At 65.3% G+C, this 16,650-nt stretch carries 19 protein-coding genes and 2 pseudogenes; 11 read left to right on the forward strand and 10 right to left on the reverse strand.

What is annotated here, in order from left to right:
• Positions 1-562: 562 nt before the first annotated feature.
• Complete coding sequence (locus ACIN94_RS13500) at positions 563-1,954, reverse strand: WD40 repeat domain-containing protein (RefSeq protein ID WP_400704364.1); 1,392 nt, start codon at positions 1,952-1,954, stop codon at positions 563-565.
• A 777-nt stretch (positions 1,955-2,731) separates the two neighbouring features.
• Here ACIN94_RS13500 and ACIN94_RS13505 point away from each other — a divergent pair.
• Positions 2,732-3,688 (forward strand): alpha/beta fold hydrolase, encoded by a 957-nt coding sequence (locus tag ACIN94_RS13505; RefSeq protein WP_400704367.1) that lies wholly within the window; start codon positions 2,732-2,734, stop codon positions 3,686-3,688.
• A gap of 272 nt (positions 3,689-3,960) precedes the next feature.
• Here ACIN94_RS13505 and ACIN94_RS13510 read toward each other — a convergent pair whose 3' ends face one another.
• Positions 3,961-4,572, reverse strand: a complete 612-nt coding sequence (locus ACIN94_RS13510) for a GntR family transcriptional regulator (protein WP_400705079.1) — start codon at positions 4,570-4,572, stop codon at positions 3,961-3,963.
• On the opposite strand from ACIN94_RS13510, the gene ACIN94_RS13515 reads away from it, so the two are divergent.
• The gene (locus ACIN94_RS13515; RefSeq protein WP_400704370.1) at positions 4,492-4,956 is read left to right on the forward strand and encodes an NUDIX hydrolase; all 465 of its coding nucleotides are present in this window, start codon (positions 4,492-4,494) and stop codon (positions 4,954-4,956) included. The genes ACIN94_RS13510 and ACIN94_RS13515 overlap by 81 nt on opposite strands.
• A gap of 45 nt (positions 4,957-5,001) precedes the next feature.
• On the opposite strand, the pseudogene ACIN94_RS13520 reads toward ACIN94_RS13515, so the two are convergent.
• The 3 genes and pseudogenes from ACIN94_RS13520 to ACIN94_RS13530 form a co-directional block, all read right to left on the reverse strand.
• Positions 5,002-5,256: pseudogene (locus ACIN94_RS13520) on the reverse strand (hypothetical protein); the annotation flags it as partial.
• Between the two features lie 27 nt (positions 5,257-5,283).
• Positions 5,284-5,661, reverse strand: coding sequence for a hypothetical protein (locus tag ACIN94_RS13525; protein ID WP_400704373.1), 378 nt, complete (start codon positions 5,659-5,661; stop codon positions 5,284-5,286).
• Positions 5,662-6,120: 459 nt separating this feature from the next.
• Positions 6,121-6,327, reverse strand: coding sequence for a hypothetical protein (locus ACIN94_RS13530; protein WP_400704376.1), 207 nt, complete (start codon positions 6,325-6,327; stop codon positions 6,121-6,123).
• Positions 6,328-6,391: 64 nt separating this feature from the next.
• Here ACIN94_RS13530 and ACIN94_RS13535 point away from each other — a divergent pair, with 64 nt between their 5' ends.
• The 6 genes from ACIN94_RS13535 (at position 6,392) to ACIN94_RS13560 (ending at position 9,981) form a co-directional block, all read left to right on the forward strand.
• A complete protein-coding gene (locus ACIN94_RS13535; protein ID WP_397073887.1) occupies positions 6,392-6,553 on the forward strand; it encodes a hypothetical protein in 162 nt (53 codons plus the stop codon).
• A 79-nt stretch (positions 6,554-6,632) separates the two neighbouring features.
• Positions 6,633-7,139 (forward strand): cupredoxin family copper-binding protein, encoded by a 507-nt coding sequence (locus ACIN94_RS13540; protein ID WP_400704380.1) that lies wholly within the window; start codon positions 6,633-6,635, stop codon positions 7,137-7,139.
• Positions 7,136-8,104 (forward strand): metallophosphoesterase family protein, encoded by a 969-nt coding sequence (locus ACIN94_RS13545; RefSeq protein ID WP_400704383.1) that lies wholly within the window; start codon positions 7,136-7,138, stop codon positions 8,102-8,104. Before ACIN94_RS13540 ends, ACIN94_RS13545 begins: the two co-directional genes overlap by 4 nt.
• Positions 8,101-8,328 carry a hypothetical protein gene (locus ACIN94_RS13550; RefSeq protein WP_400704386.1) on the forward strand — a complete coding sequence of 76 codons (228 nt, stop codon included), beginning with the start codon at positions 8,101-8,103 and terminating at the stop codon, positions 8,326-8,328. The genes ACIN94_RS13545 and ACIN94_RS13550 overlap by 4 nt, the downstream gene beginning before the upstream one ends.
• Positions 8,329-8,727: 399 nt before the next feature.
• Positions 8,728-9,267 carry a DUF6529 family protein gene (locus ACIN94_RS13555; RefSeq protein ID WP_400704389.1) on the forward strand — a complete coding sequence of 180 codons (540 nt, stop codon included), beginning with the start codon at positions 8,728-8,730 and terminating at the stop codon, positions 9,265-9,267.
• A gap of 84 nt (positions 9,268-9,351) precedes the next feature.
• Positions 9,352-9,981, forward strand: a complete 630-nt coding sequence (locus ACIN94_RS13560; protein WP_400704392.1) for a hypothetical protein — start codon at positions 9,352-9,354, stop codon at positions 9,979-9,981.
• Positions 9,982-10,379: 398 nt separating this feature from the next.
• On the opposite strand, the gene ACIN94_RS13565 is transcribed toward ACIN94_RS13560, so the two are convergent.
• The 3 genes and pseudogenes from ACIN94_RS13565 to ACIN94_RS13575 form a co-directional block, all read right to left on the reverse strand.
• The gene (locus ACIN94_RS13565) at positions 10,380-10,571 is read right to left on the reverse strand and encodes a hypothetical protein (RefSeq protein ID WP_400704395.1); all 192 of its coding nucleotides are present in this window, start codon (positions 10,569-10,571) and stop codon (positions 10,380-10,382) included.
• A gap of 74 nt (positions 10,572-10,645) precedes the next feature.
• Positions 10,646-10,972 (reverse strand): hypothetical protein, encoded by a 327-nt coding sequence (locus ACIN94_RS13570; RefSeq protein WP_400704398.1) that lies wholly within the window; start codon positions 10,970-10,972, stop codon positions 10,646-10,648.
• Positions 10,973-11,233: 261 nt separating this feature from the next.
• Positions 11,234-11,398 (reverse strand): annotated as a pseudogene (locus ACIN94_RS13575) (replication initiator); the annotation flags it as partial.
• A gap of 215 nt (positions 11,399-11,613) precedes the next feature.
• Here ACIN94_RS13575 and ACIN94_RS13580 point away from each other — a divergent pair.
• The 3 genes from ACIN94_RS13580 to ACIN94_RS13590 all read left to right on the forward strand — a co-directional run bounded on the left by ACIN94_RS13580 (position 11,614) and on the right by ACIN94_RS13590 (position 14,238).
• Entirely contained in the window at positions 11,614-12,135 is a 522-nt protein-coding gene (locus ACIN94_RS13580; protein WP_400704401.1) for a SigE family RNA polymerase sigma factor, read from the forward strand.
• Positions 12,132-13,328, forward strand: a complete 1,197-nt coding sequence (locus ACIN94_RS13585; protein WP_400704404.1) for a hypothetical protein — start codon at positions 12,132-12,134, stop codon at positions 13,326-13,328. The genes ACIN94_RS13580 and ACIN94_RS13585 overlap by 4 nt, the downstream gene beginning before the upstream one ends.
• Positions 13,329-13,686: 358 nt before the next feature.
• On the forward strand, positions 13,687-14,238 hold the full coding sequence (locus ACIN94_RS13590) for a hypothetical protein (protein ID WP_400704407.1): 552 nt from the start codon (positions 13,687-13,689) through the stop codon (positions 14,236-14,238).
• A 254-nt stretch (positions 14,239-14,492) separates the two neighbouring features.
• Here ACIN94_RS13590 and ACIN94_RS13595 read toward each other — a convergent pair whose 3' ends face one another.
• Entirely contained in the window at positions 14,493-14,879 is a 387-nt protein-coding gene (locus tag ACIN94_RS13595; protein WP_400704410.1) for a hypothetical protein, read from the reverse strand.
• Positions 14,880-15,666: 787 nt separating this feature from the next.
• Positions 15,667-16,641: a LysR family transcriptional regulator gene (locus ACIN94_RS13600; protein WP_400704413.1), complete on the reverse strand. Its 975-nt coding sequence runs from the start codon at positions 16,639-16,641 to the stop codon at positions 15,667-15,669.
• Between the last annotated feature and the right edge of the window lie 9 nt (positions 16,642-16,650).

The raw sequence follows: 16,650 nt of genomic DNA on the forward strand, positions 1-16,650 counted from the left end.
GAAGGCCCAGGTCAGGGACACATTCCCGACCCGGGCCTTGATTGTTTCCTGAGCTGATTGATCTTCGCGGGCCATTAGCGGGCCATTAGTTCGTGATCAGCCCACCGACCCCGCCGAGCCGTCATCCTCATCACGTCCGATTGATCTGCCGCTCGATAGCGTCCGTGATCGCCCTGTCCGCCCCGCGTACCGCGTGCTGATAGATCATGGCCGCCCGCACGTTGTCGTGCCCCCATCCGGGCCATCAAGTCCTTGAGCCCCGCACCGGACTCGGCCGCCAGCATGTTGCCAGTGTGACGAAGGTCATGGAAGTGAAGACCCGGGCCGCCCATCTCCTTGACCACATCCACCCAGCGCGTCCGGGTGTTGAAGCCACTGTGGCTGTTGGCATCCAATGATCGAGGAACGGTGACCGGCTCGCGTACACGCGAAGGCGGGCTTGCCCCTCCGTCGCTGGCCCGCTGCCGCTTCGCGGTGGGTCGAGGCAGACGGGAAGATCAGGAGGGTGAGGCGTGCGCACCGCGCAAGGAAGACGAGGTCACCGGCTCTAGCCGACAGAGAATCATGTAGAGCCCGGACTGATGAGGCAAACGGCAAGGGCGCCCCAGTCCTCTTCCCCGTAGTCCGACCAGTCCGTGCTGCCCGTGTAGCGGGCCCAGTCTGCCTTGCTGATCGCCGCGCTGGTGTGACCGCGGCAAGCGGCCCCCTCCGGATCGGCGACGACTTCGGCGAGCCCCCGGAGATCCCACAGGGAAACCCCGCCGGGGCCGGCCGCCAGGGCGACGCCGCCATCGGCGCCGAGAGCCACGGAATCGATCTCCCGCGTGTATCCCTTCAACGCGGCCAGCCTTGCCGGCCTGGATGGGTCGGAGAGGTCCCAGAGGATCCCGGAATCGCCCGGTCCGGCGAGCAGGGCGGTCTTCCCATCGGGGGCCGAGGCCATGTCATACATGTCAGCGAGGGGCACATCAAACGCAGCCGTGCGAACCGGACGCGACCGGTCATCGAGGTTCCAGAGTTCGGCCCGATGCGCGTTCCCGACGAGGACGACACGCCCGTCCGCGCTCATCGCCGTCGCCACCGCGGACTTCGCGGGCAGGGTCAGGTCGGCCGACTTGACCGGATGCGAGGGGTCGGAGAGGTCCCAGACCGTCACCGCCCCATCGTTGTCCACGATGACGGCGCTCCGGCCGTCCGCGCTGAGTCCGAGGTCGTCAATGGATGAGGCGTGCGCTGTCATCGACAGGCGCGCCGGACGAGACCGGTCGGTCAGATCCCACACGGTCACGTCGCCGCCGAGGCCGGCGATCAGCGCCGTACGGCCGTCGCGCGACAATGCCACGGCCAGGACGCTATTGGCGTACTCGGTGTCCCTCTCGTTCACCACCACGGCCATCCGGACCGGCTTGGCCGGATCGGTGAGATCCCACATGATCGTGGTGCCGTCGTCGTCGCCGGTCAGCGCGGTCCGCCCGTCGAAGGACAGCGCCACCGCGCCCACGTCCTCCTTGTGGCCCTTCAACACGGCGATCCGATCGGACTTCTCGATGATCTTTGGGTCAAGCCAGGTCGTGAGGTCCCATACGCTCACCTCGTCGTCGTCACCGGTCAGGGCGATCCGTCCATCGCCGCTCAGCGCCACTTCGCTGGAGGCGTCCGGTGTGAGCTCGCTGCTGCGCTCCCCGACCAGCGTGTCGATCAGCCCCGCCCGGGTCTGCCCGTCAGGGTGGATCTTGACTGCGGCCAGGCCGAGGTCCCGAGCCGTGCCAGGGGCGGCGTCGCGTAGTTCCGCGGCGTGGAGCGCGAGCCCATGAGCCAGTGCGGCGCGCTCCTGAGCCGTCGCCCTGTCGTGCTCACGCTTCCACACGAGTCCCGCGACGACCAGGGAGACGGCTAGGAGCGCGGCAAGTACGATCGCGGGCGTTCTCCAGCGGGTGTTGCCGCGTGGATCCACTTGCCGGGCTCCTGGTAGGGCATTCACTCCGGTCTCCAAACCGTCCGATGGAAGGTGGCGGCGACTTTCCGGCTCATGATCCCTCACGCGATCAACTCTGCCCACCGTTTGCATGCAGGTGATCCGGCGAACCTTTCGGGAGCCATCCTGGGAGCCGCCCGGACGGACGATCATGAACTGATTCGGACGGACCTGAATAGCCGCAGTCCCGATGAGCAGCAGGGCGAACAGCTCTGAACGGTTCTGGAGGTTGTTCGGGGACCTACAGATCGTCAGAAGGTGCGTGCCCGTTGCGTGCCCGTTCGGTCGGCGACCAGCGGGGTATCACGGGAAGTCATGGTCACTCGACTGGCATACGCCCAGGTGAGCCTTTCCCCAGCTCAGACAGCATGATCTTGAAAGACTTCCCAAGCTGACAGCGCGGGTTCGATTCCCGTCACCCGCTCTCATCATGAAGGCCCAGGTCAGAGGATGATTCCCGACCCGGGCATTGATTGTTTTCTGGGCTGATTCTCACCGTCGTGCCAGAACAAGTGATCTTGCTCCTCAGGCGCTCGGCACGAGCACACCCGCCGAGCCCTCGTCGATGCGCCGAGACCGTGCTTGGTCAGGCCCGTGTGCCAGACGCGGATCTGGCGGGACGTGATCTCCGTGAGCATGCAGCCGCCGAAGGTCGGGTTGATGTGTCCTTTTGCTGGAATGGCAACAGAACTTGGGCCCTGACCTCCCTCGATCCTATGGTCAGGACAATCAACGAGTCCTGGTCAAGGGGGGACAATGACGGCGAAGCACCGGATCTTGGAAGCGGGCGCGGAGCGGATTCACGTCGTAGAGCAGGGCAGCGGCCCGCTGGTGCTGCTCGTCCATGGTTTCCCCGAGTCGTGGTATTCCTGGCGGCGGCAGCTTCCCGTGCTGGCGGCAGCCGGTTACCGGGCCGTCGCGCTCGACGTACGGGGCTACGGGCGTTCGTCCAAGCCTCAGGACCCCGCCGCGTACCGGATGCTCGACTTGATCAGTGACAACGTGTCGGTGGTCCGGGCACTCGGTGAAAGCTCCGCTGTGATCATCGGCCACGACTGGGGGGCGACGATCGCAGCGCAGTCCGCACTCGTCGAGCCCGAGGTGTTTCGTGCGGTCGGATTGTTGAGCGTCCCTTACACCCCGCCCGGCGGGCCTCGGCCAAGCGAAGTGTTCGCGGGAATGGGCGGCGGGCAAGAGTTCTATGTCTCCTACTTCCAGCGCCCCGGACGAGCCGAGGCCGAGATCGAGCCCAACGTGCGCGGCTGGCTCGCTGGGTTTTACAGCGCCCTATCGGCGGACACGATGGCTGCGGCGGACGCCTCAGACCCGCACTTCATCGCCCAGGGCGGCACACTGCGCGAGCGTTTCCCTACCGGCGCGCTGCCGTCCTGGCTGACGCAGGACGACCTCGACTTCTACGCCGCCGAGTTCGAGCGCACGGGCTTCACCGGTGCCCTCAACCGCTACCGCAACATGGACCGCGACTGGGAGGACCTGGCTACGTACGCGGGCTCCCCGATCAAGCAGCCGTCCCTCTTCCTTGGCGGCACCCGTGACGCCTCCACCATGTGGCTCTCCGACGCCATAGACGCCTATCCGCAAACGCTCCCCAACCTCACCGGCAGTCACCTCCTGGACTGCGGCCACTGGATCCAGCAGGAACGCCCCGACGACGTCAACCGCCTGCTCGTGGAGTTCCTCGACAGCCTCTGACCGGGACTTCCGGACCGTCGGGCCGAGCCATCCCGAGCCGTCGTAGAGATCATTTGGGGACCTCCCGATCAGAAGGTTCGCCACAGGAGCGTGCCAGATGCGTGTCAGAACGGTCGGTCAGGCGCGGTCATTGAGAGTCGGGGGCGTCCCATCTCACGCTTGTACGCTGGACGTTCGTTTCCGCAGGTCAGTGCCCCAAGATCGGTCGATGTTTCCCAAGCTGACAGCGCGGGTTCGATTCCCGTCACCCGCTCCAAGTTCAAAGGCCCAGGTCAGGAACATGATTCCAACCCGGGCCTTAACCCCAACCCCTCCAGCCGAGCGTAGATCCCGCCCGGACCACTGTCCGGCTGCGCGATCCGCGTATCCCGCGCGATCTCCGCTGGGATGTACGACACGGCCGTCTCCACCGGCTGACCGTTGATCAGGTACCGGCGCGACCGGACGATCACATGATCTTCCGAGCCGATCCCGAGCAGTTCGGCGACGTCCGCAGAGGGCCGCTCTTCAGTGATCTTGATGGAGTCGACGGTCGGCTTCCCGCCCGCACCCTCGGTCTCCGCGATGAACGCGGCCTTGCCCTGCTCACGATGGCGACGGGCGAACCGGTCGGAGGCCAGCCGGCGCACCGGAGGATGAGAACGGACGAAGACTCCGCGCCCGTGCTCGGCGACCGTCAGCCCTTCGCCCTGGAGGACCTGGAGCGCGTTGCGAATGGTCATCCGCGCGACGCCGTAGTGTTGCATGAGCCGAGCTTCCGAGGGCACCTTGTCACCTTCGGCCAGAGTGCCCCGCTCGATCGCATGCCTGACGTGATCGGCGATCTGCCGGAAGACGGCCCGATCGCTGGTCGGGTCCAGATCCGGAAACGGCAGCTCGGCCACGACCAAGGCCGCGCGCTCCTCACCCAACGCCGAGACAACGGCCACGGGGAAGCACCCGGCGGCGTCCTCGAACGCGACGAGGACATCACCACCGGCCTCCTCCGAGATATCCACGAAAAGACCGGCCTGCACGTCGAGCCCGTCACCCTGACCGGCGTCTACAAGAACATGACACGCGGCATCGTCGCCCCGGTCTTCCGCTGCAAGGTCATCGGCGGCCACCTCACCGAAACCAACGAGGCCCGCGCGTTCCGCTGGGTCACCGCGGACCAGGTCCAGGAACTCGCATCCGAGGCATTCGCCATCCGCGTTCTCGACGCCATGCACCACAACCAAGCGCCAGCCATCCGCCACCACGACGGCGTTCATCTGCTTGAAGATTAAGAGGGTTGCCCGTCGCTTTGAATTATAGATACGCCGAGTCGTTTTTCATTGAATCACGTATATATAAGCCATAAGACCATCGTGCTTGCGTGTTAAATCGCGTTCGAATCCGCGAGGATTATCGATGCGTTGCTCTGGGTCATAGACCAAAGCAACGAGAGCCCCATAGTCCGGGTGTCCCTTATATCGCTCGATGTCTACGATGAGCTCTTCGGCCACATCCTTCTTGCTGAGCGTCCTTCGCGTCATCTTTGTTTCAATGACAATACGCTCGCCCTTCAGAACGAAATCGATTCTCGACCGTGCTCCCGCACGGTTCCGGCGTTCTCACATTTTGAGATCGAGGATGCTGAGTGGGTTGGCGTAGTCGCTGTGTGACCAGCGTTGGCCTGCGGCGATGTTGGGGAAGCCGACCAGGTGGAGGGCGCCGATGGCGAAGGCGGCGAGCTTGCGCTGGCTGTGGAGCGCGTCGGCGGTCAAGACGACCGTGCCGTCCAGATGGTCCAGGTCGAGGTTGCTCAGCAGCGGCACGGCTTGGGTGATTTCGTTGGTCTTGCGGTCGACGGCGCGCATGGCCAGCGTCGCGCGGGCGGTGTGGAGCATCGCGGAGAGCAGGTGCACGCAGCGGCCGTCCGGGCCGGCCGCGCCACGAACGGCCTTGCCGTCCAGGGCCAGGCCGATCAGGATGGCAGGATTGACGAACAACGAGGCTCCGCAGGGACAGATGACGTAGAGAATCACCTGTTTAGCGGGGCCTCGTGCTGTTTTGCCCTGCTGACACGCTCTCAGCGATCAACTCGTGATCTGCACCGCCGCACCTGGTGTCTCACCATCCGAGAACGCCGGGGCCGTGCCGGACGTAACCGTCGACGGCGTGAGGAAGACGCGGCGGTTGGCACAAGCGTGTTCTCGGTCAGCACCTACGGAAGCGAGCCGTTTCGATACGCATGAATTGACGGGCGAGGAAACCCAGCGGGGCGATAACCCCAGGTATTTCTCAGTAAAATATCCCCGCGAATTTCAGAGCACAGCAAAACCTAGCATTCCGCGGTTTCGGGAGATTAACGCCGGGGATACCGCGAAGGTGGGACATAACTGAGGAAATAGTTTAACTATGCATCCATCTCCGGCGATATGAGTGGCAACGTCGCACATCCAGTGGTTTCACGTTGCTTCGGTCAGTTCAGGGTAAAAACGCTCTGGATCGGGTTTCAGCACGTCGGCGCAGTCGAGTCCCAGCCACGGTCTGCGCTGGTGGACGTGCCAGAGCGGCCTGTCACCTTTCTTCCAAACTTGATCAGGAGAAGGATCATGTACCCGGCGCAGAAGACCAACCTGGACCACCAGTTGGCCGCCGACCTTGCCTGGCATCCCGCGGCCCCGTTAAACAGGCGGGCATCCAGGCCGGTGCCCAGGCGCCCGCGACATCCTCGCCTTGCGCGCGCACGACGGCGCGGACGCCACCCCGCCCTACACCACCACCGGCAAACCCGGCGACTACCGGCCGACCCATCCGGACTTCAAGGCACCGGAGTTCACCCACTGGGGCAACGTCACCCCATTCCTGCTCCATACCGGCCACCAGTTCCGTGGGTAACCCGGCGTGCTATCTCACAGTGTCGATGCCGATTCGCGCTGAATGGATCGGCACTCCAGCCATCGAGAGGGACATGAGTATGAGTCACGGTATTCATCCCCGCATACCGCGCCTACCGGCCCTGATCGGCGCACTTGCTCTGATCGGCGCATTTGGTCTGGTCACCGCTTGCGGCGGCTCGCCGCACCGCGGCCCGGCGTCCGCCGGGATCACCCCGGGCGCCGGCCAGAGCCTGCCCGGCAGGCCCGGCGGCACCGGCTCGGCATCTATCCCGGAGATGCCCAACACGGCCACAGCCGCACCCACAAGCAGCGCGCCGGCCACGCCGGTGGGCCCGAACTCCGTGACGATCAAGAATTTCGCCTTCCATCCCGCTGCGCTGACCGTCAAGGCAGGCACTACGGTGACCTGGATCAACCAGGACCCTGAACCGCACACCGTGACGAGCCAGGGCCAGGGTCCGCTCCGCTCCGCCGCGCTGGCGTCCGGTGCCCGCTACCCCTACAAGTTCACCACGCCGGGCACCTACAAGTACCTGTGCAGCATCCACCCGTTCATGACCGCCACTGTGACGGTGACCCAGTGACCGGCCCTATCGATCCGCGTGGAGCCGAGCCGACGCCGGAACACGGGATGTCTCGCCGCCAACTGCTGCGTCACGCCGGCTGGTTCGGCTCCGCCGTGGTCTTGACGGTGGCCGACGGCCAAGTAATCAGCAGCATCGCAGGCAGCCAGGACAGCGCCGCCGCACAGGCCGCCGCCGACTCTGGCGCGCTGCGGTTCGTGCAGATTTCCGACAGCCACATCGGCTTCACCGGCGCCGCCAACACCGACGTGAACCGAACGTTCGTCGAAGCGCTCAATCAGGTCAACAGCCTGGGCTTCCAGCCCGACTTCGTCATGCACAGCGGCGACCTCACCCACCTGTCCACCCCGGGCCAGTTCGACCAGGTCAAGCAGATGTTGACCGGCCTGCGTACCGGTCGCGTCTTCACGGTGCCCGGGGAACACGACTCGATCGGCGACGCCGGACATGCGTACCGGCAGCGATTCGGTGCAAACACCCTCGGCGACGGCTGGTACAGCTTCGACACCCATGGCGTCCACTTCATCGCTCTGGTCAACACCCTGCACATGGAGCAACTCGGGCACCTTGGCACCGACCAGATCGACTTCGTCCGCAAAGACGTCACCGGTCTATCGGCTGACACTCCCATCGTGGTGTTCAGCCATATCCCGCTGTTCGCCATGTACCCGGCCTGGGGCTGGGGCACCGATGACGCCATCAAGGTCCTAGGCCTGCTACGCCGCTTCTCCTCTGTGACCTGCCTGAACGGCCACGTGCACCAGCTGTTCACCAAGACCGAAGGCAACGTCACCTTTCACAGCGCCACCACCACCGCCTACCCGCTGCCCAAACCGGGCATCGGGCCGGGACCCCTCCCGCAGGTGGTACCAGCCGGCCGACTCAAGGACGCACTGGGCATCCGCACTGTCACCTACCGTAAGGGCGTAGGCGGCCTGGCCGTCACCAATCACAAGCTGACATGAAGGCGTCCGCGGCCCTCGCCGCCCGCCTGAGCACGGCCGCCGCCATCGCCGTCAGCGGCTACATCCACGCCGACCTCTACCTCAACGGCGGCTACCGGCACATCCACATCATCGGCACGGCGTTCCTGCTCCAGGCCGGCGGCGCTTTCGCCGTCACCCTACTGCTCGCGGCCTGGCGGCTGGCCATGCGCAAGCCGGCGAAGGGCCTCACGGGTGCCGAATAATCATCCATACTGGTCACGCCGCATGTCGATACTCGTGGCGCGTGCCGCTGTCGATCTTGCCGCCGGATGTCAAGGGCGGGTGAACTGGTATCCCGCGCGAGTTTCTGGTACCGAATAGAGGCCACCTGCGGCTGGCTGGATCGCACCGTCGGCGCCTACGCATAAATTGACGGGCGACGAAACCCGGCGGGGCAATAACCCCAAGTATTTCTCAGTAACATAATCCCGCGAATTTCAGAGCACAGCAAAACCTGGCATTCCCCGGTTTTCGGGAGATTGACGCCGGGGACACCGCGAAGGCGGGACATAACTAGTTGAACTACGTTGAGCGGGCTGTTGCGGCGGCGCCGACAGCCGAGAACACGCAGGGATCGGAGGAACGTGGGAGCAGACCACAGGATGTCACCACCCCGCCCGGCCGGGCTGCGGCTGACGGCAGCCGCCGCCCTCGCCCTCGCCGTGACGGTGGCCCTGTACGCGTTCGGCCGGATACACGCGCCGGACTACGCCAGCAGCCTGTTCGGGCTCCGCGGCAACGACGCGAACCTCCTGAAGGCGCAAGTCGGCACCGCCCTGCTGGGCCTGGCCCTCTACCAGCTCATACTGGCGCTGTGGATGTACCGACGGCTACCCGGCGCCGGCGCCGCCCCCCGCCCGGTACCCCTCGCCCACCGCATCGGCGGAGCCGTGCTGTTCGCGCTCTCCCTACCCATCGCCTACCACTGCATCACCGCCTACGGAGTACAGACGCACAGCACCCGGGTCGCCCTGCACTCCCTCGCGGGCTGCTTCTTCTACGGCGCATTCGCCGCGAAAGTACTCCTCGTCCGCAGCCGGCGCCTACCCGCCTGGGCGCTGCCACTCGCCGGCGGCACCCTGTTCACCCTCATCGCAATCCTGTGGTCCTCAGCAGCCCTCTGGCAGCTGGCCCAGCCCTAGCAGTCCCCCACAGAGCGCGAGGTACTCGACCGTACATGGCAGGGTTTTCGGGGTTACACGACGTGGGAGGAGACGCCGGTGGACATGACGACACTGGTCCTGACCAGGCAGAGCCTGCATGGAGTGGCTGAACTCGTACTGGCCGGACCGCAGTACCGCCAAAGCGGCACCATCAGGCTCCGGGCCGTCCCCGGCGGCTTCGCCACCACCAAGCACCCCGACGTGGCCGTCAACGGAGACCTGCTGCTCACCAGCGGCCGACCGCTCGGGAAGCTGACCGGGGTGACCTACGCCGAACTCGCGGCTGCCGCCGGGATCGTAGCCGGCGCCCCCGAGGGCCTGTACTCCGAGGGCTCCGGGGTCACGGCCGACGACCGCGTACATGTCGATCCGCAGGCGGCAATGGTGATCGCCCGCGCCTTCGGCGACGGTGATGCGGCCCTGCGCAGGCTTGCTCCCGGCATGACGCCGGTGCTCTGGCCGGAGCATTTCGACATCGGCGTCACCCTGGACGAGGTCAACTACGGCGTCTCGCCGGGTGACAGGCACATACCCGAGCCGTACGCCTACGTCGGCCCCGGGCAACCACGAACCGGCCAGTTCTGGAACATCTCCTTCGGCGCCGCCCGCCCACTCACCCAACTGCCGCACACCGAAGCCATCTACGAATTCTTCGACGAAGGCCGCCGACGCGCTCACGGCGAGGAGCCGTAACCCTCGGGCACCCTGCCGATCCGGCTCGGCGGCGTTCAACGTCAGCGCGGCCAGCCCCGAAAACAACAGCAGCAGCCGCGCTGGCCGCAACCGCCGCGCGTCCGCGCCGTGCAGGCACAGCTCGCCATCCACGTCGTGCGACCACACCGATCCACCCACCACGTCAGGCGTGTCTGCGCTGGGAACAATCATTTTTATCCAAGCAGTGCCCGACGCCAAGTCCTGGGGACATCGCGCCAGGCCTTCTCCTCGATACTCTCCCGGGGACGTGGGCCACCAAGTTCAGCCACGCACGCAGCACCGACTGGGTAATCGGGGACATGTGCAATTGGTTGCGGTCCCCCCTCGGACACGCAATTACCCCATGAGGGGAGCGGGCTCGCACGGTTCCGGCGTTCTCACATTTTGAGATCGAGGATGCTGAGTGGGTTGGCGTAGTCGCTGTGTGACCAGCGTTGGCCTGCGGCGATGTTGGGGAAGCCGGCCAGGTGGAGGGCGCCGATGGCGAAGCTGCGCAGTGCGGCCATGACGGCGGGTCCGGTGCCGGTGCGGATGGTGCTGGCGTCCTCGCCGTAGGAGACGTCACGCACGTAGTGACTGGTTTCACTGGACCAGTGTGATCTGACCAGTGTGGCAAGTTGGGCTGCGGTGACCTGGTCGGCGGTCAGACTGGTGATGCCGAGTGCGGCGATCGCCGAGGTGAGTTCCCCTCCAGGTCATAGACCTCACGTTCGATCAGGAACACCTGCGCGACGTGCGGGAAGGTGATGTTCTCGGGTGCGGGCGGCATCTGGATGGTGCGCTTTTCGATGCGGCCGTGTCCGCGGCCGGTCTGGGTGTGGGCGATCGGGACGTCTTTCCAGGCCAGGGCATCCAGGCGGGTGAACAGCAGGGGCTGGTTGCGGGCCACGGGCAACAGGTAGTGCCAGCCCTTGGTCTCGACGACGAAGGCGGCGAGCTTGCGCTGGGTGTGGAGCGCGTCGGCGGTCAAGACGACCGTGCCGTCCAGATGGTCCAGGTCGAGGCCAGGGATGGATTCCCGACCCGGGCCTTAGCCGTTTCCAAGACTGTTCGATCTTCTCGGGCCATTAGCTCCGTGATCATCCTGCGGGCATCTCATCGACATCGCCGTCGTCTCGCTTTTCCAACATCCTGTCGATCGCGTCCGTGATCGCCCGATCGGCACCCCGTACGGTGTGCTGGTAGATCGTCGCGGCACGCACGTTGTCATGCCCTATCCGGGCCATACGGTGTCGTCTGGCAGGCCGAGCATGTCGAGGACCCAGGCCCGGCGGTCGGCCTTGTGTTCGCGGAGGGTCTTGTTGGACCACTTGCGCGAGACCAGGACGCGACGGCCCGCGTAGCCGAGGTGTTCGGCCTTGTGTGCCTTGCCCTTGCACCGGCCCGGCAGCATGCCTGAATCACAGTACTCACCAGGTGTATCTCCTTGATCAGGAGTTACACCGAAAACCCCGTGTGAGGCTGGATTGGCCCTGGTGGATATAGCCGTTGCCTTGCAGCGGTATCGGGCTGTGCCGACCGGTGTGCTCGAACGCAACCCGAAGTTCTAGCCGGGCGGGACCGAACCTTTCGACATGTCACCGGCGTCAGTAACGGTTGAGAGGAGTCGCATTGAACCGCAATGACAGCTTTCGCGGGTTCGTCGCCGGCCATCAGCAGGCGCTGATGCGCACCGCCTACCTGCTCACGGGAGACGCCCACCAGGCCGAGGACCTGTTGCAGAGCGTCCTGCTCAAAGTGCTCGGACGCTGGTCCAAGCTGTCACGTGTCGAGCGCCCCGAGGCGTACGCGCGTAAGGCGCTGCTGAATCAGCACATCTCGTGGCGGCGGCGCCGGGTCAGGACCGAGCTCCCGACCGCCGACCCGCCTGACCGGCCGTACTCGGGCGAGGACTCCACCATCGTGCGGCTTGTCATGCGCCAGGCTCTCATGCGGCTACCGCCCCGGCAGCGGGCGGTGATCGTACTGCGCTACTACGAGGACAGGACCGAACGTGAGACAGCCGAGCTGCTGAACTGCTCAATCGGGACGGTGAAGAGCCAGGCCCACTACGCGCTGGCCCGCTTACGCGAACTGGCGCCCGAACTGGCGCCGAAGCTCTCCGACCTGGAAACCGAGGAGGCCTACCGATGACTTGGCTACGGAACGCGCTCGTCGACCTGGCCGACGACTCTCCACAGGTGGACCTGGCCGAACGCACGATCGCGACGCATGATCGCAGGCGGCGTACCGTGATCTCGCTCCTCTCGGCGGCCATGGTCGTGGCCATCGCTCTTGGTACGACGGCCACCATCCGGCTGCTGCCGGACGGGCCGCAGGAAGCCGCTTCCAAAGACGACCTGCCGGCGCGCGGGGTGGGGCCGCTGAGCCACGCGTACAAGACCTTCTGCAAGCCGGACAGCGGGAAGGCACCGTCGGGCTGCCGGGACGGAGGCTGGCGGGTGGTCACCCGGAGCGGCAAGACCTACCACGTGCCGGAGGCGCTTCCCAGCCTCGCCCCCGGCCGTACCGGCCTGCGCGACAGCCCGCTGGCAATTAGTCGGGACGGCCAGAAGATTGCCTACTACAGCGCCAAGGAAGGCACCTTCCAGGTCCGCGACCTGGCCTCGGGCCAGAAGACGACGGCTGCGAGCAAGGTGCCGAAGTCCCTGCTGGGAAGCATCTCGCGTTTGATGCTGTCGGACGATGGGCGGTTCGTGGCCTTCAGCAAGGTCCCAGACTTCAAGGACCCCGCGCTGCTCATCGATATGCGCGACGGGGTCGTCCGCGAGTTGCCGAACCGTGGGGTCCCCATCGGCCTGTCACAGGACGGCGCCACCATCACGCTCGCGGAATACTCGCCCAGATCACAGCTGCGGACGATCTCGAACCTGTGGCCGAGCTCTTCAAGGGGCGACTCCACGTCGGTCATCCTGCCAGTGCACTACTTCTTCAGCCCGCTCGCCCCCGATGGGAAGACCGTCGCGGTGATCGAGAACCGCAGCACCGCCGAGAGGCCATGCCGTCAGGGCAACCTCGCCCTGATGGACACGCTCACCGGCAAGAAGCGGAAGACGACCGTCATCAGCGGGCTGCCCCCTGATGTCTCCCAGATCTCGCTGCGCACCTGGCTCAGCACCGAGGAGGTCACGGCTCTAACCATGTCCGTGCGGTGCAGACCAGCGTCCAAGGTGCCAGACGACGAGCCCGCGATAATCGACTCGCCGTACCGGACCATGACCGCCTACGCGCTGAACGTCAGGACCGGCAAGGCCAGGAAGCTCGCCACGTATAGAGCGCAGGGCTTCTTCGAGATCGCCCTGCCCGGCCCCCCCGGGGCGCTGTGACCTCAGGTCTCACGCTGCGGGAAGTATTTTCGCCCTCGCCGGCCCCGAACGTCCACGCCACCTCTTAGATCACCCGTCGTGCACGTCCCGGGACAGAATCGTCACTCATCTTCTGGGACTAGATATCGACAATGACGATCGCCTCATCGTGACTGAAGTCCGCTCTGGCTAGGGGCGATCGACGAGTCAGGGTTCGTTCCTCACCCTGACTCACTGAATATCGGGGTTGGCCACAGTCGTAGATCAGAGCGATTCCAGATCAAAATTTTGAAGCGCCAGAGGTTCGGCCGCGCCAACTTCGATCTTCACGAATCCGCATCTGCGTTACTGTTGATCCTCGTTGTAATAAGGAGAACGATTGTCACAGCCCGAGCCCCAGATGCTGGCAGAGGAAACCGCTCCGATAGCGCCTCGGCGAAGAGTAGCCCGCCCCAAACTGGTTGCCACGGTCGCGGCCGTACTCGTCGCGGTGGCGGCAGGCTCGGCCTATGTCGTCACCTCACAGCCCGCTAAAATCGCCGCCGCAGGCCCCCCTGCCCTCAAGGTCGATGGGGTTGAAGTACGTTACCTGCCTGATGGCCTCAGCCAGCCGGAAGCCGTACCCGCAACGGCCGCTGACCTGAGCGGAACGGCGCTTCGCTGGCGAGGCGACGGTGATCGAATGGTGCAGGTGTCCGTCTACCATCCACAGCGCGAGATGAGCGATGCTCTGGACATCCTTGCCCTGAATGTCATGCGGAATCCCGTCGAGCCCAAGAAGGCCACCGATCCGGTGGTCTCCGGGGACGGCACAGACATGATGTGGGTGGCGGATCACGGGGTGGTGCTCAGGGTCACCACGTCGGAGTCGACGAAGGACGCGCTCGACGCGGTCGTCCGAGGCCTTCATGTTTCACAGGCCCCTGCCTAGAGCATCGGCGGGTTGGTCCATGTGTGGCTGATCAGAGCGGCCTGCCCGGAACTGCTGATGCAGTTCCGGGCAGGCGTACTGACGTTGTGCCCGTTGCGTGTCCGTCAGGAGGGTGATCAAGGGGGAATCACGGGCACTCGACCCGCTCCCCCGCAGGTCAGCGTTTCGCCAGCTCAGCGGCCAGGTGCGATAGAGACTTCCCAAGCTGACAGCGCGGGTTCGATTCCCGTCACCCGCTCCAACGGTACTGAAGTTCACCTCAGCTCTTTCTGAATATCGGTCTCCTCCTCGTCCTCATCAAGAGGGTCGAGGAGACCACAGGCTCCTTCAATATCTCCCGAGGAGATCAGGTCGCGGATCGCCGCCACCATGCTTTCGAGCCCGACATCCCTAACGATGATCAAGTCCGAGCACCAGAAGTACCGGCCGCCGAGAGACTCACCCGTGCGCGCATTCTTGTCCATGATCTGTCTGACTACGTCCAGGGTCATGAAAGTCGCATATCGCCGGGAGCCGTCGGGGAAGGTGATCGTCGCATCGGCCTCCTCGGCGGTCTCAGGTTCATGCCCTTCCCATCGAGGGATCAGCATCTCGAAACCGGACTCGCTCACACGGCAAAAAGGACCGTCGACCTCGATCATGCAGTTCACTCTGTCCCTAGTCTCCAGGTACTGCAAGCTGTTGATCGCGCCTGACGTGATCACGGCAGAGAAGAGGCCAGGACCTTGATCGTGTGCCAGATGCGTGCCAGAACAAGCGGAGAACCGCGGTCACTCACGGGGACTCACGGTCACTCGACCGGCCCCGACCTGCTCCCCTGTTTTCCCAGCTCAGGCCCCAAAGATCAGTAGATGATTCCCAAGCTGACAGCGCGGGTTCGATTCCCGTCACCCGCTCCACCCTTCTATAGCCTCTGACCAGGCAATCCCTTGATTGCTACTCCGGTTGTTGATCTCTGTGGGCTCACCGTTGGCTCACCGCCCATTGAATGATCTTCCCGATTTCCTTGGGCCGGGCCGCTGACCAGCTGAAACTTACTGTGTGGCACGAATGGAGACCCGCGTCCAGAAGGACGGTAAGACCAAGACCTATCGCATCCACTGGCGCCTCGGCGGTAGCAGGACAGGCACCTGGCAGTCGGAGTCCTTCGATCAGAAGGCTGCGGCCGTGACGTTCAAGCTGGCGGTTGAGGCCTGCGACCACCAGTGGCCGGAGAATTGGGTCCGCGGCTCAGGCTGGATGACAGCCGTTCAACCCGTGGCGAAGGTCGAGGTCGAGCCCGCACGAGGTGACGGCCCGGCTCTGGCAGCGACACTCGACCAGCTGCTCCGCGTAGAGGGCGCCGCGGGAGCGCAAATCAATGAGGCCGAGCTGCACGGCCAAACCCGCCCGATTTACACAACCACTGACCTTAACCTAGCCGGCGGTTCACCGGCTGCTGATGGGCTGGACGCCGGGGGGGAGTTTGGCTTGTTCCTGGGCGTCCAGGAAGGCCTTGACGACGGCGGCATCCGAGCGGCGCCTGGTCCAGAAGAGGGCGACTTCTCGATGGGCGGTCGGGGAGTCAATGGTGCGGGTCGCGAGGCCTTCGGTGCTGGTGGTCTCCAGGGCGAGGTGGTTGATTATGCCGATGCCGAAGGCCGAGCGGACGAGCGCGACCAGGGTAGCCGGCTGGTCGGTGAGGTAGGCGATGTCGGCTCGTGCCGCGTCCTCGCCGAGCGTGTTGCGGAGGTCGAATCCGCCGCCTTCCTCCTCGCTTCCGGCCGGGTTGCCGATCAGTGGGCGCTCCAGGATGTCGGCGACGCTGAGCGAGGCCTTGTGGGTGAGGGGATCTTGCTCGCGCATGACGGCGACGATGTCCTCGCGCCAGATCGTCCGGTGGCAGAGCGTCGTTTCGTGCATCTTCGGGAGCAGGGGCCGGAACGCCAGGTCGACGGCGCCGCTAACGACCATCTCCTCCAGCGTCGAGGCGGTTCCCTCGTGAAGCTCGATGGTGATGCCCGGGTACTTCGCCGTCAGGGCCCGTAGGACCGAGGGCAGGTAGGTGGAGCTGACGCTCGGATAGCTGCCGATCTTGACGTGGGCGACGAAGTTGTCGAGCGTGCTGCGGGCCGCCTCGACGCCGCGCTGGAGCTCAAGGAGGGCGTTCAGGGCGTGGCCGCGGAACAGCTCACCCGCCTCGGTCGTGCAGATGGGGCGTGCCTTGCGGTCGAAAAGGGTCACGCCGAGGGCGTGTTCCAGTGCGGCGATGTGCGCGCTGACCCGCGACTGCGACAGATGCAGCACGAGGGTGGCCGCGCCGAACCCGCCCTTGTCGGCCACGGCGAGGAAGCTGCGCAGCCACGCGGTCTGGAGCGACATGGCGTCCCGGGGATCGCGCGGGGCGAGATCGACGATCTCCACTGCGGGTTC

This window comes from Streptosporangium sp. NPDC087985 (genome assembly GCF_044741965.1).
Classification (GTDB): domain Bacteria; phylum Actinomycetota; class Actinomycetes; order Streptosporangiales; family Streptosporangiaceae; genus Streptosporangium.